22 protein-coding genes are annotated in these 25115 nt (G+C 59.5%); 6 read left to right on the forward strand and 16 right to left on the reverse strand.

All coding sequences use genetic code 11. The features are described from left to right. Window positions 1-165: 165 nt before the first annotated feature. The 7 genes from ACQZ5G_RS10995 to ACQZ5G_RS11025 form a co-directional block, all read right to left on the reverse strand. Window positions 166-399, reverse strand: a complete 234-nt coding sequence (locus ACQZ5G_RS10995) for a hypothetical protein (RefSeq protein WP_020811749.1) — start codon at window positions 397-399, stop codon at window positions 166-168. Between the two features lie 94 nt (window positions 400-493). Continuing rightward, window positions 494-931, reverse strand: a complete 438-nt coding sequence (locus tag ACQZ5G_RS11000) for a helix-turn-helix domain-containing protein (protein WP_003520859.1) — start codon at window positions 929-931, stop codon at window positions 494-496. Window positions 932-1057: 126 nt separating this feature from the next. Beyond that, window positions 1058-2203: a hypothetical protein gene (locus ACQZ5G_RS11005; RefSeq protein ID WP_448737698.1), complete on the reverse strand. Its 1146-nt coding sequence runs from the start codon at window positions 2201-2203 to the stop codon at window positions 1058-1060. Beyond that, entirely contained in the window at window positions 2200-2913 is a 714-nt protein-coding gene (locus ACQZ5G_RS11010) for a TfuA-like protein (protein ID WP_448737697.1), read from the reverse strand. The genes ACQZ5G_RS11005 and ACQZ5G_RS11010 overlap by 4 nt, the downstream gene beginning before the upstream one ends. Continuing rightward, the gene (locus tag ACQZ5G_RS11015) at window positions 2910-4109 is read right to left on the reverse strand and encodes a YcaO-like family protein (protein WP_448737893.1); all 1200 of its coding nucleotides are present in this window, start codon (window positions 4107-4109) and stop codon (window positions 2910-2912) included. The genes ACQZ5G_RS11010 and ACQZ5G_RS11015 overlap by 4 nt, the downstream gene beginning before the upstream one ends. A gap of 37 nt (window positions 4110-4146) precedes the next feature. Further along, on the reverse strand, window positions 4147-4575 hold the full coding sequence (locus tag ACQZ5G_RS11020) for a hypothetical protein (RefSeq protein WP_003520863.1): 429 nt from the start codon (window positions 4573-4575) through the stop codon (window positions 4147-4149). Window positions 4576-4583: 8 nt separating this feature from the next. Further along, the gene (locus ACQZ5G_RS11025; RefSeq protein WP_448737696.1) at window positions 4584-6536 is read right to left on the reverse strand and encodes a BTAD domain-containing putative transcriptional regulator; all 1953 of its coding nucleotides are present in this window, start codon (window positions 6534-6536) and stop codon (window positions 4584-4586) included. 172 nt (window positions 6537-6708) lie between these two features. Between ACQZ5G_RS11025 and ACQZ5G_RS11030 the strand changes: the two genes are divergently transcribed. The 3 genes from ACQZ5G_RS11030 (at window position 6709) to ACQZ5G_RS11040 (ending at window position 9008) form a co-directional block, all read left to right on the forward strand. Continuing rightward, a complete protein-coding gene (locus tag ACQZ5G_RS11030) occupies window positions 6709-7200 on the forward strand; it encodes a hypothetical protein (protein WP_035261386.1) in 492 nt (163 codons plus the stop codon). 161 nt (window positions 7201-7361) lie between these two features. Further along, a complete protein-coding gene (locus ACQZ5G_RS11035; RefSeq protein ID WP_448735481.1) occupies window positions 7362-7670 on the forward strand; it encodes a hypothetical protein in 309 nt (102 codons plus the stop codon). 423 nt (window positions 7671-8093) lie between these two features. Next, window positions 8094-9008 carry a TIM barrel protein gene (locus ACQZ5G_RS11040; protein WP_448735482.1) on the forward strand — a complete coding sequence of 305 codons (915 nt, stop codon included), beginning with the start codon at window positions 8094-8096 and terminating at the stop codon, window positions 9006-9008. Between the two features lie 78 nt (window positions 9009-9086). Here ACQZ5G_RS11040 and eglC read toward each other — a convergent pair whose 3' ends face one another. Then, window positions 9087-10484 (reverse strand): endo-1,3-1,4-beta-glycanase EglC, encoded by a 1398-nt coding sequence (eglC, locus tag ACQZ5G_RS11045; RefSeq protein WP_448737695.1) that lies wholly within the window; start codon window positions 10482-10484, stop codon window positions 9087-9089. Window positions 10485-10760: 276 nt separating this feature from the next. On the opposite strand from eglC, the gene greA reads away from it, so the two are divergent. Next, window positions 10761-11243 carry a transcription elongation factor GreA gene (gene greA / locus ACQZ5G_RS11050; protein WP_137004952.1) on the forward strand — a complete coding sequence of 161 codons (483 nt, stop codon included), beginning with the start codon at window positions 10761-10763 and terminating at the stop codon, window positions 11241-11243. Between the two features lie 9 nt (window positions 11244-11252). Here the strand turns inward: greA and ACQZ5G_RS11055 are convergent, their stop codons facing one another. After that, the gene (locus ACQZ5G_RS11055) at window positions 11253-12671 is read right to left on the reverse strand and encodes an O-antigen ligase family protein (RefSeq protein WP_448737694.1); all 1419 of its coding nucleotides are present in this window, start codon (window positions 12669-12671) and stop codon (window positions 11253-11255) included. A 130-nt stretch (window positions 12672-12801) separates the two neighbouring features. Next, complete coding sequence (locus tag ACQZ5G_RS11060; RefSeq protein WP_448737693.1) at window positions 12802-14139, reverse strand: SGNH/GDSL hydrolase family protein; 1338 nt, start codon at window positions 14137-14139, stop codon at window positions 12802-12804. A 414-nt stretch (window positions 14140-14553) separates the two neighbouring features. Here ACQZ5G_RS11060 and ACQZ5G_RS11065 point away from each other — a divergent pair, with 414 nt between their 5' ends. Beyond that, a complete protein-coding gene (locus tag ACQZ5G_RS11065; RefSeq protein WP_448737692.1) occupies window positions 14554-15702 on the forward strand; it encodes a glycosyltransferase family 4 protein in 1149 nt (382 codons plus the stop codon). 55 nt (window positions 15703-15757) lie between these two features. Continuing rightward, window positions 15758-16858, forward strand: a complete 1101-nt coding sequence (locus tag ACQZ5G_RS11070; protein WP_448737691.1) for a glycosyltransferase family 4 protein — start codon at window positions 15758-15760, stop codon at window positions 16856-16858. Between the two features lie 21 nt (window positions 16859-16879). Here the strand turns inward: ACQZ5G_RS11070 and ACQZ5G_RS11075 are convergent, their stop codons facing one another. The 6 genes from ACQZ5G_RS11075 to ACQZ5G_RS11100 all read right to left on the reverse strand — a co-directional run bounded on the left by ACQZ5G_RS11075 (window position 16880) and on the right by ACQZ5G_RS11100 (window position 24986). After that, entirely contained in the window at window positions 16880-18079 is a 1200-nt protein-coding gene (locus ACQZ5G_RS11075; RefSeq protein ID WP_448737690.1) for a glycosyltransferase family 4 protein, read from the reverse strand. Between the two features lie 56 nt (window positions 18080-18135). Beyond that, the gene (locus ACQZ5G_RS11080; protein ID WP_448737689.1) at window positions 18136-19707 is read right to left on the reverse strand and encodes an O-antigen ligase family protein; all 1572 of its coding nucleotides are present in this window, start codon (window positions 19705-19707) and stop codon (window positions 18136-18138) included. Window positions 19708-19786: 79 nt separating this feature from the next. Next, complete coding sequence (locus ACQZ5G_RS11085; protein ID WP_448737688.1) at window positions 19787-20464, reverse strand: hypothetical protein; 678 nt, start codon at window positions 20462-20464, stop codon at window positions 19787-19789. Beyond that, on the reverse strand, window positions 20451-22709 hold the full coding sequence (locus ACQZ5G_RS11090) for a polysaccharide biosynthesis tyrosine autokinase (protein ID WP_448737687.1): 2259 nt from the start codon (window positions 22707-22709) through the stop codon (window positions 20451-20453). The genes ACQZ5G_RS11085 and ACQZ5G_RS11090 overlap by 14 nt, the downstream gene beginning before the upstream one ends. A gap of 131 nt (window positions 22710-22840) precedes the next feature. Then, the gene (locus ACQZ5G_RS11095) at window positions 22841-23692 is read right to left on the reverse strand and encodes a hypothetical protein (protein WP_448737686.1); all 852 of its coding nucleotides are present in this window, start codon (window positions 23690-23692) and stop codon (window positions 22841-22843) included. A 181-nt stretch (window positions 23693-23873) separates the two neighbouring features. Next, complete coding sequence (locus tag ACQZ5G_RS11100) at window positions 23874-24986, reverse strand: acyltransferase family protein (RefSeq protein ID WP_448737685.1); 1113 nt, start codon at window positions 24984-24986, stop codon at window positions 23874-23876. Window positions 24987-25115: the final 129 nt, after the last annotated feature.

Below are 25115 nucleotides of genomic sequence, written 5' to 3' on the forward strand. Positions count from 1 at the left end.
GCCTCCATCATGGCTTCCGCCGGGAAAATGTGGGGGAGGGCATATGAATGCCTCTCCGGAAGGATGGAGCCAGCCGGACAGGCAGAGAGAACGTTTCCGGGCCTACGACTGGAGATCGGTGTGGAAACGCTCAATCCCGGCGGATTTACGCCGTTGCGGAAGCGCTCAATGCAGATCGGCCTGAGCGAAGGCGCCGACATTCAGCTCTGCGCTTACCGGCGGCAGACCCTGCTGATTGATGTCCTGGGCCAGCGACAACAATGCCATTTCCAGGAAATAGGTCGACATGCCCAGTTCCAGAGATTTCGAGCGCTGGCAAAGATAGGAAACCATCCGCCCGAGCGCCAGAATCTCGTCTGCATTGTCCTGTTCAAGTATAGCTGTGGTAGACGCCGCCATGATTCCCTCTCGACAGTCGACAGTATGAAAACGCGATAATGTTGCGTTGTTCATTTTCGACCACATCGAGCGTCACGCGAGCGTCACACCTGCGTCAATCGTCGTTTTTGTCCGCCGGCGCGGCGGCATTTTCCGCCGCTTCAGTGGCGGCGAGCGATGTCACGAGAGCGACGATGCTTCTGCGCACGGCGGCGCTCTTGATGCGCGAAAAGGCTTGGTTGAGCGAAAAGCCTTCATTCGAGGCCACGAAGGTCTGCATGGCATTGATCGTGCCAAGGGCCGGATTGGCCGGGTCGCCATCGGGCGTGGCATTGGCGAACAGGGAGCTGACCTCAACGCCGAGAATCGACGCAATGGCCTGCAGACGGGACGCGCCGACACGATTGGCGCCCTTTTCATACTTCTGGACCTGCTGGAAGGTGATGCCCAATCGCCCGGCCAGCGCACTCTGGCTCATGCCGAGCGACTTGCGGCGCATTCTGATTTGTGCGCCGACATGGACGTCGATCGGGCTGGGTAGTTTGGCGTGCATTACAAATTCCTCCGGTTGAGGTTCTTAAATCCGATGATTATCAATTAATATTGTTGAAGGTATACATTCAACACAATTTCCACGGGTATTATGACGCTTTATTGACGAAATTGCACGATTTTTCGTTCATAATCGCGTGTCTGGACCGCGATTTATTATTTTTGTTGCACAACGCAACGCACCGTTGCGGCTGGAAAGATGGCTCCATCCGGCCACGCCGATGGTCTGAAAGCCGATTCTGTCCCAAATTTCTCGGTTCATTGCATCGAATTCCTCAAGCGACTCGGTATCGCCGAAATGCGGAATCCAGACGAATGGCCGTTTCTGACCGGAACGTATGACATTTTCAAGAAGGACATTGTTGTAAAGTCTGGGCAGGCATTTGTTGGTGTCGATGGCCGGCGAAAGCGGGATGGGATTTCGTTCTATCGCAAAGCCCTGCCGCGCGAGCCAAAGCGCCGAGGCGTCCAGTTTTCTTTTCAGCTCGGTTGCGGCGCGGGCATTGCATCCGCCATGCGCGACAGGGTCGGCAACGAGCAATAGCGGCCGGCCGCTGCTTCTCAGACCGGTGACGGAAACGAACTGGTCAACGTGGAAGCCGCATTGGTGCATTTTTTTGCCGGCCATTTCAGCCTCGCAGGTCTCCGTCGTGGAAAAATCGGAAGAGACCGGGATTTTGCCGAGATCTTCCGGCCGATATCCGAAACTGAAGATGTTTCTGCCGTCGAGAGCCTGAATTTTTCGCCACCGCTGCGAAGGGATGGCCGCATTCCTTCCGATCCCCCTGTCATCCTGCAGGCTGGAATGGCCGACCAGCCGAAAATCCGGGCCGACAAGCTGGTTGCCCCCTGCCAAGGCGACATCCGAATGCGTGGTTGTCGCTCCCAGATATTCGGCCAGGCTGACACCGATGGCCTTCTCCGCCACCAGGACGAATTCTGTCGCAGCATCAGCCGCACGCACATGGAACATGTCCTGTATCCATGGATGCGAAACGCTGTCGTTTCCGGCAAGGGGTATCAACTCGGTGCTGCAGGAGGCTGGCAGACTGCCGAGCCAGTCTCGTGCTGACCCGAGACTGGCTCGATCGATCAGGATAGTGGCGGTGATATCCGCAGGCAGGGCCGAGAGCAGATTTCCGATTGGAATGAGCGGTGAAACAGTGTCAGCCGCCCTGTTTTCTGCAAAAAAAGAGGCGGGAAGCGTCAGCGCAATCGTGCGGATCAGCCCGCCGCAATCGGGCATCAGAGGCAGGGGCCGGATGGTGCTCAAGACCTTTTGTCTCCTGCCGCCCGCCTTGCCGCCAATTGCTGGAAAAACATCGTATTCTGGAGTTTCCATGATGGTGGCGGTGGGGATGGCAACGTTTCGCCCGTGAGCGTTGCCAGAAGCTTGGCCGCATCGTTTCTTTTGACGGAAACGGCATTCGCCGCGAGCAGATTTGCCGTCTGGGAGCCGAGGCCCGCTTCCGCGGCAATGGCGCGCCATGTCCTGCGGGTAAAATGCAGATTGTTGGCTGCGAGGGTGAGCGCGTCATATTCCTCTGGAGCGACCGTATCGCGGCAGGCGGCAAGCGTCGCCTCGGCATCGACCAGCGCGACTGTCAGCGGGCGGTAATCGAGCGCGCCGGGTGCGTGGCTCACCGCCACATCGGCATCGGAAAAACGCCGCCCATCCCGATAGGCCTCGAAAATCTCGCCGATGCCGATCATGCCGAAGGGGGCGCATTCCGCCGCCCTGAGCGCCCCCATGCTGGCGGCGCCGAAAACGGTGACGCCGCTCGACAGTGCAAACAGGATTTCCTTGTGCCAGACGGCGGCGCAATCGCCATAGAGCCCGTCGATCAGTCCGATTGTCCCGACGCCTTGCCGGACTGCATCGAAAATATCGCCGCAGGCGGCCGGACCGCGAAGATCGAGACCGGAAGTATATTCGCCCGCGATGCCGTGGATGGACGGGCCTGCAAAAACCACCGGCTTCATCCGAGGCCCCCGACGGTCAGCACGTGATCGAGGGTGCGCTGCGAGATATGTTGCAGGCCGCCGCCGGCCGGGGCAAGGCCGCTTGCCAGAACCCGCACGACGTGCAGGCCGGATACCTCCGTTTCCAGCGGAAAGACATAGATATCCTCGATGCCGCCGGCGAACAGATGCGTCGCAAGCTGATGCCATGGCGGCAAAGACGCGGCGTCATGTATAAAATCGAGATTGGCCGGCACCCTTTCCATCGGCTGCACGCCGGGGGCCGAAGACCCGGCCGCATCCATATCCCGCTGGTAGCGGAGAGGGGAAAGATCGTCCCTCGCGCCGCTGATATCGGTCAATCGCGACTGGATCGCCTCCAGCAAGGCTGCAATCGCAGCGCCATGAATATCAGGCCGGCAGGCAGCCCCCGCGGCGCTGCGGGTGGCAGGCCCGTCCTGCGCCTGCAGCGACCGGGGCAGGCTCGCCATCACCACCGGTACGCCAAGCCCATTCGTCAGGTCGAAGAAGGACGGCGGCAGGCCGATATCCGACAGATGCTGAACAAGACCGTCGAAGGAAGGATCGACGCCCGCCGGAATGAGGACCGGTCGCGGTGCGATGGCGCGCGTCTCGAAAGTGTCGACGAGAAAGCAGGCATCGTTTTCAATGAGTTCGAGCAGGGCATGGAGAACCGCATGGTCATGGTCGAACCCCGCCGCGAGCCCTTGGGAACTCATGCGGAAGGCCTGCCGGTCCCATGGGAAATCCACCCGGAAATCCATGCCGACAAGTTCGTAAGGTGCAAAAACCTGCCCCTGCCGGCGAATGGATGTGCCCTTCACCCAGGCGCGTTCTTTTCGCGGATCGAGCGCGTCGCAATCGACCCTGCCAACGGTTTCGAAGGGAATGAGAGGAGTTTCCTTGTCCCGCATCTCCTGAACGGAGCTGACGGCGGCGATATGTTTGCGGGTTTCTTCGGCAACCGCGCCTTCGATCGCCTCCATGATCGCCGATAGCCGGGCCTGTTCCGCGACAAGCCCCTTGCCCTGCGAGACCGACAGCCCGCGCGAATTGGGCCGGGCCGCGAACCAGACGGGAATGCCGATAATATCGAGGCCGGTCACGTCGCCGACACGGGTAATCCCGAACCGCCGAAGCAGTCCGGGATCGAAGAACGAAGCGTCGACATGCCTTGAAGCCGCTGTCGCTGGTATGGGAGCATCGGCGCCGGTCAAGGCTGCGAGACCGCGATCAGGGCGCCGTGTTGCTGTCGTCGGCAAGGATGGCGTCGAACAGCTCGCCGGTGACGGAGCCGGCCGGGCCGACAGCCTTCAGGGCCGCTTCGATCGGCGCCTGTACCATGCGGTTGAAATCCCAGCCGGCGTCGTTCACTTCGCCGATGAAGGCGAAATCGGCTTCGGAAACCACCGCGCCGCCGGAGACGAGGGCTTCGATGCCCTGAATCTGAACCTGGTCCAGTTCCGCTTCCGGCTGGCCGTTCTGGCGAACGAGCATGGACTTTGCGGCGGCTGCCACGCGGGCATAGCCATCCACGCCGGGATGGCTGGCTTCATAGGCGGCAATCGTCTCATGCGACACGGACGCAACCCTGAGCGGCGCCGTGCGAATGAAGAGAACGCCGAAACCCTTTTTTCCGACAATGAAGAAATGCGAGGACATAGTATCTCCTATTTGATCCCAGCTAATCGAAGTGCGTGATAGAATTTTTCATTCGCTATCGGGTCCCGGTCTGGAGACAGGCTGCTGATCTCCCTCGCCGTCATACCCGGATAGTTTTCCTGAAGCCTGTTGCCGGATTCCCGGGCGGAGGCCAGATCGCCATGCAGCGCGTGGCTTGCGGTGAGGACGCGCAGCGCAGGCTCGTCATTTTCCATCCGCCCGCACAGTTCCACCGCCGTGCCGTAATCCTCGCGCTTAAACGCGATGCTGGCGCCGGCCCACCAGTAGATGTCGGGCGCCAGCGGATTGAGGTCGATGGCCTGCTGAAACTTTTCCCAGGCGATTTCCACATCGCCGAAATGAGCGAGCGCATCGGCATGCTGGAGCAGGAGGTCGGCCGAATTGGGCGCCAGCGCCTCCGCCTCGAAGAATTTTTCGGCGGAGATATCGAAATCCCGCTGGTAGAGCGCCACCACCGCGCACATCCAGTGGCCCACACCGAGGGCGGGGTCGATCTCGACGGACGAATCGGCCTCCGCCTTGGCGCGGTGCAGGAGATGGGGGTCGTTGCCGCCCAGCATCAGCCATTCCAGCTGCAGGCTCTGTGCCACGCGGGCGCGGGCAACCGCCATGCTGTGGTCGAGATCGACGGCCTTGCGGAACATCGAACGGGCTCTTCTGAGAAGCGGCAGATCGCACTTGCCGCGCAGAAGCTGCTGGCCTTCCAGCAATTGCCGGTAGGCCTCGCCGCTATGGTTGCGGTCGGGCTCCACCTGAAGCCGCTCGATTTCGCGGGCAAGCGCCGCCGCCACCTGTTTGGAGAGCAGCCGGAAGGCGGCGTGGATATGCCGCTCAGTCAGGACCGCTTCCAGTGACCAGACGATTTCACCGCTTGCATCCTCGATCAGCGCAACCGACATGCGGGCTTCGTCGAACACGGTCGAAATGATGCGGTAATCCGCCCGCAGCATGGCGTAGCCGTCATCGGCCCGGTCATGCGCCAGCGCAAAGGTGCTGTGCGGCGAAAGGACGGTAAAGGTTCGGTATCGGACAAGGCTGTTGGCGACATCCTCGACGAAGGCGTGCATGACCGGCGAGACCGGCTGCCCGTCGACCCGCGCCGGGCGGACGAATGCGACACGCGGTTTTGCCATTGATTTTCGGCGACTGCCTTCTTCCGGCTCGGCGGGGGCCGTTATCGTGGCGGCCAGACTTTGTATTCTGCGCCTCAGCGCCACGGTTTCCGCTTCCGGCGAACGACCCTCCTGACGAAGCTGCTCCATCAGAAGCTGGTACATGCCCTCGCAGGCGCTGATATTTCCGATCCGCGCATAGGCCGCCATGGCGGCGCGGTAGGTTTCTTCGCGCTCCGGTTCGATCTTGCAGGCGCATTCGGCAAGTCTGGCGATGTCGTTCGAGCTGGCGCGACCGAACCGCGTCAATTCCTCCAGAAGCTGGGTGTAGCTCGAAAAGAACAGGTCCCTGAGACGGCGGCGCTCCGAAAGCAGCCAGAGATAAAGATGGTCCTGCCCGGCCTCCAGCCCCTCCAGCAACTCGCCGCCGAATTCGAGCAGCGCATTGAGCCGCCGCATCGGGTCTTCGGCCCTTGCGCCGGCAAGAAAGATGGCAAGGTCGGTGCGCTGCGCCAGCTTGCCGGCCTTCAGGTCGTTTCCTTCGGTCAGAAGGATGGCATCGTCCTCATTGGGCAGTTTCTGCAGGCGGAGAATGAGCTGCCGCAAATTGCCGAGAGCCCTTTTCTGCTCGACATTTTCCCACAAAAGCGATGCGGCATGCTGGCGGGAAAGGGACTGGTTCGGCGCAAGGATGAGGGCGGCGGTAAGGGCGAAGCCCTTGGACGGAAAAAATGCCTCCCGCACCGCATCACAGCGCGGGGTGCCAAAAAGCCGGATCGGTATCAGTTCAGCGTTCCCAGCCACTTTCGTCCCCTCATGAACCATCATCTAACAACGTGTCCGGGAAATTGAAAGTCATCATAGCGTTCCATTTGACGCTGGTGTGACGCGGCCTGCCTATTGTCGCAGACAGAAGCATGAATGACGGGTGGAAAACAGCGGACATGCGACGGGCAGGCATCGGGAATTTTCGACAGTGATAGCGTTTAACGGAAGCTACATGGCCTTCGAGCCGCGTATCGAGCCTTACCAGCGTGCCGACGATGTCGGATATGCGGTCAGTGAATTCATGTGGTTCAAGGGCCGTCCGTTCTATCCGGTCTCGGCGCTGGTCCATGCGAAGGTCGCGCATGCCAGGCTGTCGGCGGAAAAGGGCGACGACGAGGACGAGGATAATCTCGATATTCTCTTTCGCATGCCGCTGGTAGCGGGCGGGCACTTTTTCGAGATCGTGCTGCGTTCGAATGAAGGGACGTCCTACGGCGGGTGGGTTTGGGGAGAAGAACTGGAAATCCTGAATGAATTCGTCAACGGCTATCGCGTTCTGGCGGGGAAGTTCGACGACAGGCTCATCCGATTCGAATATTCCAGGCGGTTTCAGCGTTACCGCACGATCGAGCCGCTGCCGGTGGAAAAATCCGTCTTCCTGATCCAGCGGGAGGCAAAACCCTATGCGGGCAAGCGTGGTCTGCCGGGAGTTCCGGTGGCCTGATCGCGGGGGCGCCCTTTGGGACAACGGGCGGAAGGCATGGATGCGCGTATTGCGGCATGTCCGGCAAAGCACGGCTTTATCGGAAGTCACCCGGGAATATTTTTATTTTTATTGTGTGGAACATTATGATGCCCAATAGAGGTAAAGTGCGTAACAGGGGGATGTCATCGCAGCTTGTGGCGGTGAATTGCGTTTCCGGCGACGATACGCTTTCCGATGCGGAGAGCGTTGAGGACGAGCCGCGCCCGCTTCTGCGCAGCGACAGGCTCTACGTTGTCAGCGAGCCCGTTTCCCAGACATTGCCCACATCCGCCGTCGGCGATGATCGAGCCGGAAAAGAGGCGTCGGGCAGGACCGAGATTAGAAACAGGGTTGTCGATGCTGATATCAGGGCCGCAAAATGGGCCTGGGCGATATTGGCCATCGCGCATTGCTGGCTGATCTATTTCATGGTGCACAATCTCGGCTAGCACCTCCCGCCGGAAGACATCCGGTTTCAACCCGCTAGCGCGCAGGCCCTTCGCCGCAATTTGCGGCCATTTCGCCGTTTGAGCGGACCCGAGCGTCCGCAACCTGACATTCCGACAGCCTCCCGCGCACTTCTTCATGCTGCCGCCTGTCCAGCCGCGAAGGCTCGCTCTCCCTGCTGTTTGCCTGCGGAAATGTCATAAAGCTGTAAATGAAGAAACTTAATTGAGTGATCGGTTTCAACGGAAACGGATCACCATGTCCCGGTCGCTTTTTACCGACACGGAGGCGACCTCGGACTTTCTTACGACATCGCATCGCCCGGGATAGACGACGTCAATATCGACCGCCCGGACCTGTTTGAAGTGGCGTCGCATGTGCGGCGCCCGAACTCCCATGACCTTTCTAGCCCTGGAGATGACGAAGTGAGCAATCTTATAGGTACCGGCTTCAACGCCGGCTCGGATGATGGCGAACTGGCCACCCTCGAAAACGATCTGCGCGCGCTTGCCGAAATTGGCTGCGATACCGTGGAAATCGCCGCAACAAGCCTCGACATGATCGCCGGCGGCCGGATCATCGAGGAGCGCGCCGACCGTTTCGTGTCGCTCGCAAAGCAGTTCGACTTCCGCTACACGGTGCACGGTCTCGTCTCTTCGAATTTCATGGATCCGGTGACATGCCGTTACCAGATCGATGCGGCCAAGGCGCTTGCCGTTCTATGCGAGCGTATCGGTGCGGGCATTCTCGTCCAGCATAGCGGCGCGCTGCGTGCCGACCAGATCGCCGAACGGGCCGATGCCGACAGCCGCGAGCGGGAAGCGCTTTTCGAACTGGCGGAGTTCTGCCGGCCCTATGGCGTGCGCATCGCCCTCGAGAATATCTTCTCCACCGAACCCGGCCAATATCGCCAGACGCCGGCCGAAGTGGCAGCGACCGTGAAGGCTGTCGGTCACGACAATCTCGTTGCGCTGATCGACTTCAGCCATGCCTATCTCGAATCCACCTATCGTGGCCTCGATTTCCGCGATGAGCTTCGCGCCATGGCGCCGGTTGCCGGCCATCTGCATGTGCACGATTCCTTCGGCCGCCCGCAGGGCTTCTATCAGCCGTATTTCCCGCAGGAAAACACGGCGCTCGGCATCGGCGATCTGCACATGCCGCTCGGCTGGGGCGATATCGACTGGCAGGATATCTTCTCGGAACTTTCCTTCCTGCCCGATACCGTGCTGATGATGGAAATCGGCCGCCGTTATCGCGCCGAGCAGCCGGCAAGCCTCGAAACGGCGCGGCATCTGATCTCGCTAAATAGCGCCCGCACCCAACTCGCGGCCGAGTGATGGGCCTGAACGAGGGGTAAGCCGACAGGCTGATGTTTGAAACACCGGCAGTCCCGATGCGACTGCCGGTGTTTTAATTCATGCGGCCCAGTCGGAGAGCGAATAGGCCCTGATGTAATCTATCATCATCTGCGAGCCGTCGCTGAAATCAGCGTCCGATGGCGTTCCCGCCGTACCGCCGACGGCAAGGTTTACGACCATATACATGGGGTCATGCATATCATCAGGCGTATCCGTCTGCGCCACGGCGACATCGTCGAAATACCAGGTTATGTGCTCGGCATCCCACAACAGGCCGTAAGTGTGAAACCCTTCGGTGCTCGGCACGCTGACATTGTTGATGACCGATGTCTGTTCACCGGTGGCGTTGGAATGGGCGGACATGATGAGCGTATTGGGGTTCTGACCGCGCATTTCGATGACATCGAGTTCAGGCGGCCAGGAGCCGTCTTCGGGCAGGAGCCAGAAGGCAGGCCAAGCGCCCCGGTCGGTCGGCATATCGGCGCGGATTTCGAAATAACCATAGGTCTGGCTGAAGGAGGAATAGGTGTTCAGCATCCCCGAAGTATAATCATAACCTTCGACCTCGTCGGCAATCGACTGCGGGGTCTCCTCGGCGGTAATGGTCAGGACGCCGTTCTCGACGCTGAAAGGGTTGACCTCCGATGTGCCGGTATAGGCCGGGTTGATATACCATTGCGCCTCGCCATTCGTCGTCAGCGAGCTTCCCTTTTCCGGCGCCCACCAATATTTGGCGTCCCAGGTGCCCTGATCGCCGCTGCGCAGCGACAGCGTATCGAATTCATCGGCAAAGGTCTGGGTGAGGGACGATCGGTCGAGGCTGAGTTCGAACTGGTCGGCCTGAAGGTCGTCTATGGTTGTTCCAGCAAGAACGATGGCCTCGCCATTCGAAAAATTGAGCCACAGGTCGCTGCCTTGCTGCGTGGCGCTGCCGACAAGCTGATCGAAAGATGTGATTCCGTAGCCATTGAGCCGGATCGTGTCATTGGCGCTGAAATCCGTGATGAGATCGGTGCCGTTGCCGCTCGTGAAAACAAAGGTGTCGGCCCCGCCGCCGCCGATCAGCACGTCGTTGCCGGCCCCGCCATCGATCGTCTGGCTGCCCGATCCGCCGGTGATGATATTGTCGAGCGAATTGCCGAAGGCATAACGCCCGTCACCCGTTACCCGCAGATTCTCGAAATTGTCGGGCAGGGTGTAACTCATCCAGGTATCGATGGTGTCGATGCCTTCTCCGGCATTTTCGGCGGCGCGATTGATGCTGGAATAGAGATAATAAATATCGTCGCCCGTGCCGCCCGCCATGGTCACATTGACGGAACTGTCGCCCCACATGGAGTCATTGCCTGCGGTGCCGGTGAGCAGCGGGCCGGAACCAGTGGCGGAGAAAAATCCCGTGGAACTGCCGCTGTAATAGAGTGTGTCTCCAAGCGCATTCACTACTGTCCGGGCCATGAACCGTCTCCTGTCCGTTAGCGTTGGTGTCTCACTCCTCCTGCTGCACACCCTAACAGGGCAAAAAGCCTCCTGTTAGGCCGAAATATGAGGGGTATGTTCCGTTGCGGTTGCATTCAGCTGTTGAACGGCCGCGTTGTCATGACCCGCTTCCGCCTGTTACATGTCCGTTTTTGAACCCGCGCAGCGCGGTCTTGCGGTGCCCCTGCGGGCGATGGCAGAATTGGGGCGGATCGCAGATATGTCGCGGGGCATATCGGGAATGGAGTGTCAGGATTGAGCGTAGCGTTTACCAAGGAAGACAGTGCGGAAACCGCAGCCGAAACCGTTCTGCCGGATCGGGTAATCTCGCCTCATCCCAATCTGGTAACGCAGTCCGGGCTGAAGGCGCTTGAAGAGCAGTTGCGTCTGGCGCGCGAAGCCTGTGAGGCGGCCAATGCCATTGAAGACATCAATGAAAGACGCCGCATTTCCGCCAGCCCGCTACGCGATCTGCGATATTTTTCCGAGCGGGTTCGTACCGCGCAATTGATGCCTGATCCGCCAGCGGATGGCGTCGTCGCCTTCGGCAGCCTGGTGACGTTCAGCCGCGATGACGGGCGAACGCAACGGTTCCGGATCGTCGGCGAAGATGAGGCCGATCCCGCTGCGGGAACGATGTCCTATGTCTCCCCGGTTGCAAGGGTGCTGATGGGAAAAGCGGCCGGCGATCTCGTCAGTTTGGGCGGGAGGGAGATCGAGATCGTCGACGTCGCCTGAAACGTTCGGTCAGAACACAGGCGGACTTAGACCCGGCCTGTTTCCGATGAGGCTTCCTTCTTCCCGGTTGCGGGCATTGTCTGCCGTTCCCAGCATCCGCATCATCGTGTTTTTCAGGAAAAGTCTGAAGTCCAGATCAATGGCGGCATAGGCAAGCGCAAGTCCCACATGGGCCATGAAGACGGGGTTGAAATTCAGCTCTTCAAATTGATAGCCGATAATGACGCCGATTGCCGAATAGGCGAAAAAGCCGATTTTCCGTTTCCGGAAAATTACATAGAAAAGCGCGAAGGCGCTCATGATGCAAAATCCCAACCCGGAAGCATAGGCGGTGGCCATAAAACCATTATGTGGTGTGCCGATCCTCGATATCCGCGCAAGTTCCTCATATCGCGCGGTAAATCCTATGCCCAAAGGATGCTGGAACATGACCTGAAAGCCGCCGGTGATCGTCTCCCACCGCTCATGCAAGTTGTTGCTACTATTGCTGTCCTCGAGAAAACGTTTCGAAAAGACCTGCTCTGCAAAGTCGAAAGCGCCGAGCGGCAAAACGGCGGCGATGACGAGGGCGCACAAGGCAAAACCGAAATAGGTGCTGAGCAGCATTCTGACCGAAAAATTCCGGACGTAGAAATAGAGTCCGATGGCAAGGACGGCAAATACCCCCGAGCGGTTAAGCGTAAGGGTAAAGCTGGCAAGATATACGAGCAGAAACACGGCAAACAGCGCGGGGCGCTTGTGGCGTTCGGCGACATAGGCCGCCGCTGCTCCGGCCAGCGCGAAGACCGGTCCAGCCGTGTTGCCCACGGGCCAGATGCCGCCTGCCTTTTCGACGCGCAAAAGCAGCGGCGTTATCTCACCTTTTGCCGCAAGCTCCAGCACGCCCGCCTCATCGAACATGAAGGACAATCCGAGGGAGGCGAGCTGGTCATGGATGACGATGTCCAGGAAAAGCAGGATCGTCACCGCTATGAAGCCCGCAAATACGCCCCAGCAGAACAGTTCGAGCAGGTTTTCCTTGAACAGCATATAGGCAAAGAACAGAAAATAGACCGCATAAAAATATGTCATCGCCGTCGTATAAAACTCGCCATCGCCGCGCGCGTCGGCAAAGAGCGTCGTGAGAACAAACAGCACCGTCAGCGGAAGAAGATAAAACAGGATAATCGACGGCGTCAGGCAGCGAATGTAAAGCAGCGCGATGACGGGCAGCGTCATCAGCACCAGCATGTCGGTAATATTGAGGAAACGCAGGCCAATATTGCTGGTCGCCACATTGCATTGAATGAAGAAACCAATGGCGAAAACGAATGTCGCGAGAAAGATGCCGGGGATATTGATCGTCTTTGAAGGGTAAAGCGGCATTGCCAAAACAAAACCCGGTATAGCGGGCGGGCGCGATGCCGCATGATTTGCTGGTCTTTTCATCCGCGGTTTCTATCTTTTGTGGGCGGATTTCGACTGTCCACAGGACAGCGCTACCGCGCGGCAATCAATATAATATAGCGACCATTATTGGGCTCGATGACGTCGCCGCGCAAGATATTTTATCGTTTCATCATGAGATAAGATTGCCTTTCGGCAAATCCCCTTCGACCGCGATGATGCGCTGAATGTGAACTGGTTCATTCGAGGTGGGCGCACTGATACCGAATGCCGGAAAGATTCGCAGATAGAAATTATACCCCGCCGGGTTGATATCGTGGTCTATGGCGATCCCGTTGGCGATCGCCCACATCCAGCCGCTATTGCCGGCGATGTTGGCACCTCCGAATTGCAGGGCGGAGCAAACGATTGTCCGGACTGCGCCACCGCTTTTCGTAACCAGTGTGACGTAGGGCAGACGCTGCCTCTCGTTGTTTTTATAAAGCACGGCGAAGGAAACGGTCTTGCCGATCATCGCTGCGGCCTCCGCATTGCGGAAATAGCGTGTTAGCCCTGCCGTCTGGCTACCATTGGCATAGAGCGCGAGGCTGCTGGTGAAGAATGGGGAAAAAATGATGTCGGCGATTTTCGTGGCGGAACCCGGCGCGACTGAACTCCAGCCTGTCGGAACGGAACCAGTCCAATCGGTGAAATCGCCATTGCCGATGAGATTGGCGGCAGGAAGCTTTGGCCAGCAAGGTGTCTGGAAGCTGTTATCGTGTGCCGATCCCAGATAGGAAACGAACAGGGTCCGGGCAACCAGCCGGGAGCCCGCCTCGTTCGGGTGAACATTGTCGCGATAAAGGGCGGTGTCCTTGCCCTTCGCCAGAAATGCGGCATGCGTATCCACCAGCGTTAGGTTCGGATGGGCTCGGGCCAGGTCGAGGATTGCCTGATAGACCTTGTCGTAACCCGTCCCATCCCGCCACGGGTTCTGCGTGGTGATGAGTTGCGGAGCATTTGGCCACTGCCATTCGGTCATTCCCAGCGGTCCGAGCAGGGTGGATCGTCCGGAGCTCAAAATGCCGCCGGGCGCTTCGAAGGTTTGCATGTTGTGGCCATGATGCATGATGCAGAGATCGGGGCGGGGAATCTTCAGCGCCGCTGCGCGCTGTTCCGCAAGCATGTAACCCGCCATGCCGCCGGGCAGCGTCGCAAGATAGAGCGTCAGCGTCGCTCCTTTGCCGGCGCGCAGCGTAACCGGGGGCGCATAGGTTTTCGGCCCGGTGGCGGCGCTCGTCTCCCATTCCGCCCAACGGTATAACACGACAGTCGTATCGTGCAGATCGCCGAGCATCATCGCAAATTGCTGAAATGGTCCGGCTTCGGCATGGGCGGTGCTGTCGCCGTTCACGAAGATCGTGGCATTCTGGCCGGCCGCCAGACGGGCCCGCAGGGGCGAGAACGCGGTCAGGGAAAAACCGATGTCACCCATGTTTCGGGGACGTATGCCGAGCGTTAAGCCGATCATGCGGCCACCTCTTCCGTTCGCGCCGTATATATGCATATGTTGTGTTCGAGCGGTGTCATCGTTCGTTCTCCTGGTCTGGCCTCAGAATAGTTCCGCCACGAGGCCCGGGGAAAAAATGCCGGGAGCGAAACAGAAAACAGCGCATGAAAACGAGCGTCATGAATTTTTCTTTGATTTCGCTTGAAGTATAAAAATAGAATATTATTCTAAGTATCATTATTATTGTTGAGTTTTATTGCGAATAAAGGTTTTAAGGCTGGTGTTTTTATCTAGCGACATGCGTTTCCACGCAGCTTTCGGCGAAGATATTCCCGTCGCTTGCGGGCAGGTTCGTTGTTTTTGCCGGCCGGCTGTTCATGCCCGGAATCACAGACAGATGCATCGTCGGTCCTCTCATCCGGCAGGGGAGATGCCATGACATCCGCTCTTTTCGTCAGCCATACCGGAGAGAAGGGCGGCGCCGAACTTTTTCTGACGGACCTCGTCAAGGCGGGCCCACACTCCTGGCGTGCCTGTTTTCTCAGTGGCGGCGCGGCTGCAGATGATCTCGTTGATGCAGGGCGCGCTCCGATCATGCTGTCCGCTGGAGAAAAAATGCTGTCGATCCGCCGCAATGCGTCCTTCGGGGCCCTGTTGCGCGGAGCGGCCGACGTGATGGCGGTTGCCTGGCAATTGAGCCGGGAGGCGAGGCGCTATGATGTGATCTGCGCCAACTCGCAAAAGGCGCTTTTTGTCTGTGCCTTGGCCGCGAAGCTCAGCCGTCGGCCGCTCGTCTGGATTTTACACGATATCGTCACCGATCCCGCTTTCAGCGCCACCAACCGCCGCGCCTCGCTGGCATTTGCGCGCCTTTTCGCCAGGCTGGTGGCTGTCAATTCCGAAGAGACGGGCCGGGCTTTCATCGAGGCCGGCGGCGAAGCGGATAAGGTTCGCATCGTTTACAATGGCTTCGACCCTGCGAAAGCAAGGCTTTACGAGCCCGGTACGGCCGCGCGGCTGCGTGCGGAACTGGGCCTTGGTCCGCAACCGCTTGTCGGCCTTTTCGGCCGGCTGAGCGAATGGAAGGGACAGCATGTGTTTCTGGACGCGATTGCGGCGATGGAGGGTGTGCAGGCGGTCATCGTCGGCGGTGCGCTTTTCGGGCAGGAGGCCTATGAGGCGCGCATCCGCGAACAGGCATCCCGTCTCGGTCTCGACGGTCGCGTCCGTTTCCTCGGTTTCCGCCCGGATGTGCTGGAACTGATGGCGGCGATGGATGTGGTTGCGCATACCTCGATTGTTGCCGAGCCCTTCGGCCGGGTGGTGGTGGAGGCCATGATGTGCGGGCGTCCGGTTGTCGCCACGCGCGGCGGCGGTGTTACCGAAATCATCCGTGACGGCGAAACCGGCCTTCTCGTGCCGCCGGGGGATGCATCGGCGCTGGCGGCGGCGATCGGCTGTGTCCTGTCGCAACCGGCTCTGGCGGAAAGACTGGCGCAAAAGGGGCGGGAGGACGTGAGCCAGCGTTTCTCGCTGGAGGAAACCTGCCGCTCCGTTTCCGCGCTGCTGACGGAGGCGGCGTGAGGTTTCGCCCGGCAATCGACAGGAACACGCAATGCCGGCAGGCGGAAGGGCCAGGATGCGCATTCTCGTAAACATGCCGAGCCAATATGGCGGCAAGGCCTCCGGTGTGGCCCGCGTGACCTTCAGCCTGCTGGAGCGGCTGCTGGAACAGACGACTGATGACTATGTTCTGCGCTCTCCCTGGAAGCGGGCGCAACTGCCTGAAAACCTGCGCGACAGCCGGTTGCAGCTCATCGAGACTCCGCGGCCGCGCGTCATGGTTTTCGATGTGGTGCGTCAGGCCGCGATGCTGCCCGCGCTCTGCCGCCGGCACGGTATCGATGTGCTGTTTAATGCCGATCCTTTCGGAAGTCCCCTCGGCGGCAAACGGCGTCTCACCCTTGTTCATGATCTTTATTTCAAAACCATTCCCGAACAGATCGGCTGGCGGGCGACCCTGACGACCGATTTCATCTTCAAGCTGATGATGGCCGGTTCGGATCAGGTCATCTGCGTATCCGAAGCGACGCGGAAGGATCTTGGGCGTTTCTATCCAGCCGCTGCCGATAAGAGCCTTACCATTTATTCCGACAGCACGCTGAATGTCGATCCCGGGGCTTTCGACACGGTGCCCCCTGTTCCCGGACGCTACATACTGGCGGTCGGAAACGCGACGTCCAATAAGAATTTCGCTCTCCTGGGCAAAGCCTTTGCCATACTCGGTAAAAAATGGCCGGATTTGCGCATCGTGCATGTTGGCCGCGACGAGGCGGAGGAAATCGCCGGCGCGCTGGACGATCCGGAGCTGCAGGGCCGGGTGATCCGGCTTTCCGGCATAGATGACCGGCAACTGGCCGAACTTTACCGTCACGCAGCCTGCCTTTGCGTTCCCTCCACCTATGAAGGCTTCTGCCTGCCGGTGCTGGAGGCGCAGCAGCTGGGATGCCCGGTCGTCTGCTCCAATCGTTCCGCAACACCGGAGATTGCCGGCGAAGGCGCCCTGACTTTCGATCCGGCGGATGCTCAAAGCCTCGTCATCGCGCTTGAGCGACTTTTGGACAATCCGGAACTGGCAGAAAATCTCCGCCAGGCGGGTTATGAAAACCGCAAACTATATTCGTGGCGGAAGGCGGCGGAGAGCTACGCTCGGCTTTTCAAGCAAGGAGCTGCCGCCTGAGGAGGGACGCTGTCGGCACGGTCATGCTGTTTTGCACACATCCGCATAGATCTTTTCATAGGCCGCGATGACCCCTTCGGGCTCAACGCCCTGGCGAATTCGCTCCCGAGTTTCAGGTGTTTCCGCAAGCATGGCGGGATTGCGCATCGCTTCTGCTATGCGTGCGGCCAGTTCGGCGGCATTGCCCGGGGCGAACAGGCGTTCCGGCCTGTCCGCGCCGATCTGTTCGGCGACACCCGCAAGATTTGCGCCGATGACGGGTACGCCGCGCAGAATGGCTTCAGCGACGGTGCGGCCGAAGGCCTCCGGCCATAGGGGCGGCACGATGAGGCAATCTATGCCGGCGAAGAAACGATCGGCCTCCACATAGCCCGGAAATTCGACCGGCAGGCCGGCTGCCTTTTGCTGATAGGCCTCGATGCCATCCGGCGCGCGGCCTGCCATGACCGCCCGCCAGCCCTGCGGCGGCAAAAGCCGCAACGCTTCTATCAGCAAGTCAGCCCCTTTCGCTGCTTCGATGCGGCCCAGATAGCCGAAAACCAGCGGCTCGCCGGGCGTGCGGGGAATGTGCGGTTCTGGCGAATCTGGCGGTGAGATGGCGTTCCAGATCACCGTGCGGCGGTTTTCGGGAACATGGGTGAAAAAACCGGCCCGCACGTGGCGTTCGACGATATCGCGACCGACGCCGGTGACAGCATCGACCGCGCATTGGCAACGCCGGTGGAGATAAGAAAAGGCACGGCATTTTTTGCTGCTGCCGTCGCAGATATGCCCATCATGGAACAGGGAGCCATTGGTGCACATGCTCGTGAAATCATGCAGGGAATGAACCAGTGGAACGCCGCGCTTGCGGATCATCGGCCAGATCAGCGGCGTCAGTTCCGATAGCGAGTGGGTATTCACCACGTCCGGCCGGAAATCATCGATGACACGCGCAAGCCGGCGAACGAGGCGCGGATCCAGTTGCACGGCGATCTTATAATATTTTCGCTTCCATTCCGGTTGTTGCCCCCAGTCGCCGATAAAGAAGGGCGTGGTATGCCCGAGGCGGTGAATGGTGAAACCATCGCGTTGTTCCGCTGCCTGCTCTTCACGCGAGATGGCGGCCACTGCGACCGTGTGTCCCTTATCCGCAAGTCCACGCGCAAGGTCTTCTACGAATATTTCCGCACCGCCCACCCGATCCGGAGAAAACAGCGAGGTTATCTGCAATATCCGCATGCTCAAATTCCTGCGCCTTTAAGATCACGAAACCTGTTTTGCATTCGTAAAATCCGTTATTGCAGACGAAGCGGGGTTTGTACTGTCTGGCCTGAATGGCCCGGCGCCGGCATTGCAGCATCTTCCGGAAATTGTTTCCGCCGTTTGCGGCCTTCCCGCTCCATTCCGGGCGGGTTCAGGCAAAGCGTGACGACCGGGGCGAGGAAAACGGCATAGGCCATGGCAAAGCCCGGAATCTGCAGCGAAAAATCAAGCGTCGAATGCAGCAGGACGAGCAGCAGCGCGGCAAGGCCGAGATGAGAGGCATAACGATAATTTCTGCGTTTCAGTGCCCCGCGAAGGAAAATCACCAGTTGGATGAGCACAAAAAAAGCGAGGTAAAACGGGAAGGCCACACCGAGTGTCAGCAATCCCTCCGCGTAGACGTTGTGGGCATGGGTGACGACGGCGTCCACCCCGCACCGCGCCACATGATAGGGCGCATAGACTTCCGTGAAGCTTGCAAGGCCCGACCCCTGCGGCCAATTGTCGGCGATGGCGCGGGCGATGCCCGGCATGTAGCAGAAGCGCATGTCGTCTTCCAAACGCGTTTCCATGCGAAGCGCCACCCGGTTGGCGAAAAGCGCGAAGAGGGCGATGGCGATTGCGATCAGGAGCGCGGCACGACGTCTCGTCCCGCGCTGCCTGCGCCGGCTGGAGGCCCCATTGCGGCCGGCTCTGGCGGGGGAGTTGAACACAATCAGCAGGATCAGGACAATCAGCGCTGCGAGGCTTGAGCCGATCCCCGCACGCGATCCCGTCAACATTAACGCGATGAAACAAAAGCCCGCGAGGACACCGAGAAAAGCGGCCCAGCGGATGAGCTGTTTCTGCTCCGCTGGCACGGTCAGGCGATTTGCCACGAGCGCCTTCACTCTCGCCCAATCGGGAGCGAGGAGGCTTTTGTGCAATAATGCGGCGAGCGTGAGAAGGATGAGACCGAAGAAGGTCGCGGCAGTATTGCGGTTGACAAAAAGGCCGGTAAGGCTGCCGAGGTAGAAGCGCTTCTGGATGAGGCCGAGAGCTTCGGGGAAAAGCACGAATTGCACGATGGAAAACAGCGCAAGCCAGCCACCGGCGATTGCGAACCATCGCAGCGTCTTCGCCGCACGCTCGTCGCTATCGAAAAGTACGAGGCCGGTCATGAAGGCGCCGAAGGGCAGGGCGGCGCTCAAGAGGCCGAGCCGGTCATCCGCAGGTGTCAGTGAGATTGTGGCGGCTGGCGCAGTCTGCATGAACATGGCGGCGGTGGACCATGCCGGATTGGCGCGCGCGATGCCGGGCATGGAGGATGCCTGCAACAGCACCTGAACGATGAGCGCTCCCAATAAAAGGCAGGCTGCCGCGAATACCTTGCCCGCACCGGCCTTCGGAGGTCCGAACAGGAGGATCGCTGGCACCAGCAGGAGATAGATCGCGGCCGTGACGACGATGCGACTTTCGATTTCCGTTGCGCCCCTATTGAGAAGCGCCAGCAGAAATATTGCCCAGAATGCGACTATTGCGACCGGCCGGACATAGTCCCGAACCGCCGCCAGTGGGGGCTGCGAGGAGGAGAGCGGTTCTGATCGGGCTTCGGTGAGCGACATATCTTTGGGCTTTGTCGGAATTGTTTGTGGTGGCTATGCCGCGAATATCGACGAGGCTCAGCCGTTTCATCGTTTCAGATCATGACAGCGGCGCGGGGCGTTTTGTGTCTGCCGGCGGTGGCTTTGGGCAGACTTCCGCCAGGGTCCATCGCAGGATTTCTCCCTGCCTGCCGCAGACGACGGCCGTATCCGCCTCGCGGGCTGCCTCGGCCTCGGGCAAGGTGTTCTTCGGAAATTGCTGCCACATCACGAAACGCCCACGGATCAGATTGGCATCGGCAGGCCCATAGAGCTGGGAGAAGTTCATCAGCACGGCGACTTCCATGGGCGAGGCGTTGCGCAGCGAGCGAACCATGGCAAGACGCAGCCAGACATCGCCATTTGCGGGAAAACAAGAGAGCGAATGGCGAATAAAGGTTTCGGCAAAACCGAGACGCGCCGCGCCGGAATCGGATGCCGGATCGAAACCATTTGCATCGAGATCGGCCAGAACGAGCCTTAGTCCGGCTTTGACGATATCCGAACGGCAGATTTTTTCGCTAACGACGGGCTGAAGTTCAGGGACCGTTTCCGCAAGCAGATCAGGCGCAAGGCCATTATTGTCGTCGGCGATCCGCGCCAATGCGACAATATCGGAAAAACGACGGCTTTGCGAAAAGGCCTGCGCGGCGACGGACAGGACAGAGATGGAAATGACGAGGACCGGTACGACCGCGAGGATTTTCCGCAGGCGCATCACGCCGTCACGCCTGGTCATGGTAATATCGTGTATAGCGCGAATGATAATATTCACTCGAACCATAGGCGCGGTAAAGCTTCAGCTTTTCGGTGTCCACCTTGTTGAGGATGACGCCGAGGCACTTCTTGCGGATATGAACCTCATTCTCCACCGTGTTCCGCACTGCCCTGCGGGCGGTTTTGCCCCATTCGGTGACGAAGATGAAACCGTCTATCCGCCCCGCCATGGCGCGTGCATCGACCACCGGCCCCAGCGGGGGCAGGTCGACGATGATATAGTCGAAAGCAGTGCTCGCTTCGGCCAGGAGCTTGTGCATTTGCGCCGAGGTCAGCAGTTCCGAGGAATGAGGGACACGCTGTTTGACCACCGTGGGCAGGAAAGCGAGCCGCGTCTTTTCGTCACGAAGCAGCACATCCTGTACGCTGCGGCCTTCCAGCAAGAGTTCGAGCAGGCCTTCGCTGGCGTGACGCGCCATGGCGCGCGTTGCGCCGGGATTGCGAATATCGGCATCCAGCAGCAGGACCCGCGCACCCTGCCCGGCGAGCAGCTGCGCCAGATTGATGGAGATCGTGGACTTCCCTTCGCTCGGCAAGGCCGAGACGACACCGACAATCCGCGCTCCGCTTTTGGCGGGAATGCCGAGATCGATGGCAAGCCTGGTGCTGCGCAGGGTTTCGGCGAAGGAGGAGAGCGGATGGTCGACCGCGTAGCGCGCAACGCTGGTGGGGCGCGTCAGGGCCGGATGGCCGCCTTCCTGATCTTCTATTACCGCCTTGTTCTGGATGAGCGGGGTATTGCCGAGGAACTCCAGCCCGAGAACGTCACGAACCTGTTCCCCGGTGCGGAAAAAACGATCCCGGAATTCGCGGAACATGGCGATACCACCACCGGCCGCAGCACCCATGATCATGAACAGGGCCAAAATGATGGGCTTGTTCGGCTTGCTCGGAATTCTGGGTGGCATCGCCTTGGAAATCACGCGCGCTTCCGTCACGGGGAAGGATTGCTGCTGCATCGCTTCCTGATATCGCTGCAGGAAGGTCTGGTACATGTTCTTGTAGGTTTCGGCCTCGCGCTGCAATTCGCGCAGCTGAACCTGTGTCTCGCTGGCCGAGTTGCTGATGTCGGTCGCTTTGGCGACACTTTCGGCGAGCGACTTTTCCCTCGCTTCCGAGACTTCCAGATCGCTTTTGTAACTTTGCGCGATGCGGCTGATTTCCTGGAACATCAGCCGTCGGTATTCCTGCATTTCATTGCGCAGACGTACCGCCTGAATGTGGTTGCTGCCGAGCCGGCCGGTGATTTCCGCCTCGATCTTGGAAGCTTCTAGATATTTTTTGCGCAGGTCGTTGGCGACCGAGCTGTCGAGAATATCGGTAACGACCGCATCGACATCGTCGGTGGCGAGAATATGTTCGATGCGTTGCACCCGCGCTCGCGCCCTGGCGGTTTCCGACTGCGCCAAAATCAGCGCGCTGTTGGATTCCGCCAGCTGCTGATCGGAAAGCAGGCTGTTATTGCCGGTCGAGATCAGATTATGTTCGGCGCGAAACTTCTGCACGGCCAGATCGGTTTCGAGCGCCCGCTGGCGCAGCTCGGCAATACGGTCGGACAACCAGTCGCTGGCCCGTCTCGTTGCCTCATATTTGGAATTCAGCTTGTCCAGCAGATAGGCCGAGGCCACGGCATTGACGATCTGCGCGGCGAGAACCGGTGATGTCGAATTATAGGTGAGTTCCAGCGCGTAGGTTCGGCCGATGCGCTTGACGCTGAGGCCGTTGAGCAGCTGGTCCGACAGCGATCTCTTCAGGGTTCCATCGTCAACCACCGCCTCTTTTTTCTTCGCTGGCGAGAACCATTGCGAAACATTGACGAGTGAACGGATGGTACCGAATATTGAACTCAGAAGCGACGCACGTGTTGCCCTGAATTCCTGATTTTCCGTGAGATTGAGACTATCGACAACGGCAAGCCCGATGGTTTCCGATTGCAGCACCTCGACCTGGCTGAGAATGGAAGCCTCATCCTCTATGACGCCGCCGATCGTCGAAAGCTGTTCGACAATCTGGCTGTTGTTGCGGTCGATCAGCAGCGTCGCCGTCGCCGAATAGATCGGAACGGCCGTTGCGGCAAAGGCGAGGCCGATTGCCCCGGCGACTGCGACGGCGGCGAGCACGATGCGCCACTGCCGGCGGATCATCGCAAGAACGGCGTCGATATCGATAAATTCGGCCGTCAGCCCGTTTTTATCGTAGTCAGCCATCGTCAGGGGGTCGTGCCTTTGTAACAACTGTCAGCCTCGCTCTTTTCGGCGGGCGCAGGGCCCGCCAAGTCACGGTTGGATCACAGAACTGGCGGCAGCCTTCCCCCACGGGAAAGGCGACAAAGCCGAACTCAAACGGGACTTGTGCTCGTCGTCGTGCTGGTGCTGCCGGTCGAGAGCGATCTGCCGCGGCCAGCCGGCGGGCTTCCGCCACCCGCCTGTGCGGTGCCGCCTGCGGCACCTGCCGTTCCCGAACCGCCGATGCTGTTGGCGCTTGCCGGCGAGGAACCGGCGCCGCCGATCGGCGAGGCCGCTGCTGCCGCCGCCGCAGGGGCGGCCGGACCGGCAGCCGTTCCTTCGATATTTTCGCTAAAGGCGATCAGGAGATCGGCGGGTACGTTGGCGCCCTTTGTCTGCAACTGGATGGCGGCTGCGAGTATCGTATTGCCGTTCCTCATCGCGGTGGCGTGGGCAAGCGCCAGGCCTTCGCCGACGACTTCGGAGAAGTCCTTGTTGCCGACCTTCTGGGCCAGTGCGACGATAGTGGGCAGCTGGCCGGAGTCACTCAGGATGAGGCCGGAAAGCTGTTCGGAGAACTGTGCCGCGCTGGTGGAGACGGCGATGATCGGAAACCCGCTCGTCACTTTTCCGGTTACGTCGGCCGTTGCCGCATCCGTGCTGGAAGCGATGGTGACCAGATCCCTGATCATGCCCTGCGTCGGAGACTGCTTGAACAGTTCCGCTGCGGCAATCGAAACCGTGTCCGGATTGGTGGTGTTGACGCGGCTCAGAAATGCAGCGGTGGTTTCATCGGCGGCCTTGACGGGTGCGCCTGTTGCAGCGCTCTCAACCGAGGGCGCCTGTTGCGGTGCGGCCGGCGGTGTGGTTTCCACGTTCTGTGCGTTGGCGACAGCGGAAAAGAGACCCATGCTGGCAATAAACATCGCACCAACGAGCATCGAGCCGTTACGAATGCGGGGCATCCAACTCTCCAAATCTTTTAAAATACGACTTTAAATACATCCAATGCCGGGCAAGGTTACCCAACATCTAAAATTTCTTTTTAAATCGCACAGCCCAAGCAAAGGATCAAGCGCTAAAATAAATCTGCGGCGGAAACCCTCAGCTATTGTTAACGGCCACCCTTGCCTTTCTCTGATTTGTTCATGACACGGCGACTTTCCGTGGCGATGTTATCAGCCGGTCACGCAGCCAGATATTGGCCGGCGTTTCGACAAGGACGTGGAAGGTGTGGGCTATGGCGACGGTGCTGACCACGATGACGAGATAAACGAGGTTGCTCCATTCGGGCGGGAACGTGACGCCGCCGAGCGCAATCTTGAAGCCCCGGAAAATAAACGGGTGCAGCAGGTAAAGCGCATAGGATGAATCTCCGAGTTTTGCCAGCGGCTGTGCGAAACGGGGCAGGGAGATGTCTCTGGTCAAGGTCGCTGCCGCCATCAGCAAAATCGCGCCGCCGCCGAAAACGAGCAGCCGCGAAAACGAGTAACAGCCCGGATCGCACTGGAACCCTATCCTGCTCAGATCGGTCAGCATCCAGATCGCCAGGCCGCACAGGGCCGTTGCAAGCCCGAGCAGGGGCGGCAGGCGAACGCCTCGCAGGAAGAGGACTGCAATGAACATGCCCGCGACGAATTCGAGAATGATCGGCTGAAACCAGAAGCTGAACGGCAGGCCGAGATCGAAGGCGGAGCCGATCATGACGGCGGCAAACAGCACGCCGGCTGTCGTGAATACCGCGCGCTCCAGCGGCAGGAAGATGAACGCGGCGAAAACGATATAAAAGAACATCTCGTAATTCAGCGTCCAGCCGAGATCGATCAGCGGAAACGGATAGGCGTCGCCATAACCCATGCTGTCATAGGGAATAAACAGGTAGGAGGTGAGGATCGACTGTAACGGTGGAAAGGCCTTCGCACTGATAAGGGTCACGCTGGCGGCCATGGCGAGCCGCAGGGTCAGTACAAACCAGTAAAGCGGGACGATGCGGAGAAAGCGGCGCAGCAAAAACGCGGAACGACCGCCTGTCGCTGCGAAATAGGGCCGGGACGCATAAACGATGACGAAGCCGGAAATGACGAAAAACAGGTCGACACCGCCGCCCAGCCGCAGCAGATGAAGTGGAAAAAGCGTGAATTGCCAGTTCACGTCCGCGTGCAGCGCAACAATCATGGTTGCCGCGACGGCGCGCATCACCTGAAGAACATCAAGACGCTGCGCCCCGGCAGCGGGCGCTTCTTTAAAGTTTTTCATCATCGTCAATCTATAAAAATAAAGATATATTTAGTATTATATTACGCCCGCTTTTGCGGGGCGGAAGTTCAGTATTCAAGCAGGCTATCATGCAATAACGCGACGCGATACACACAATTTTGCGATGCGGCA

Source organism: Agrobacterium sp. 22-214-1 (genome assembly GCF_053522465.1).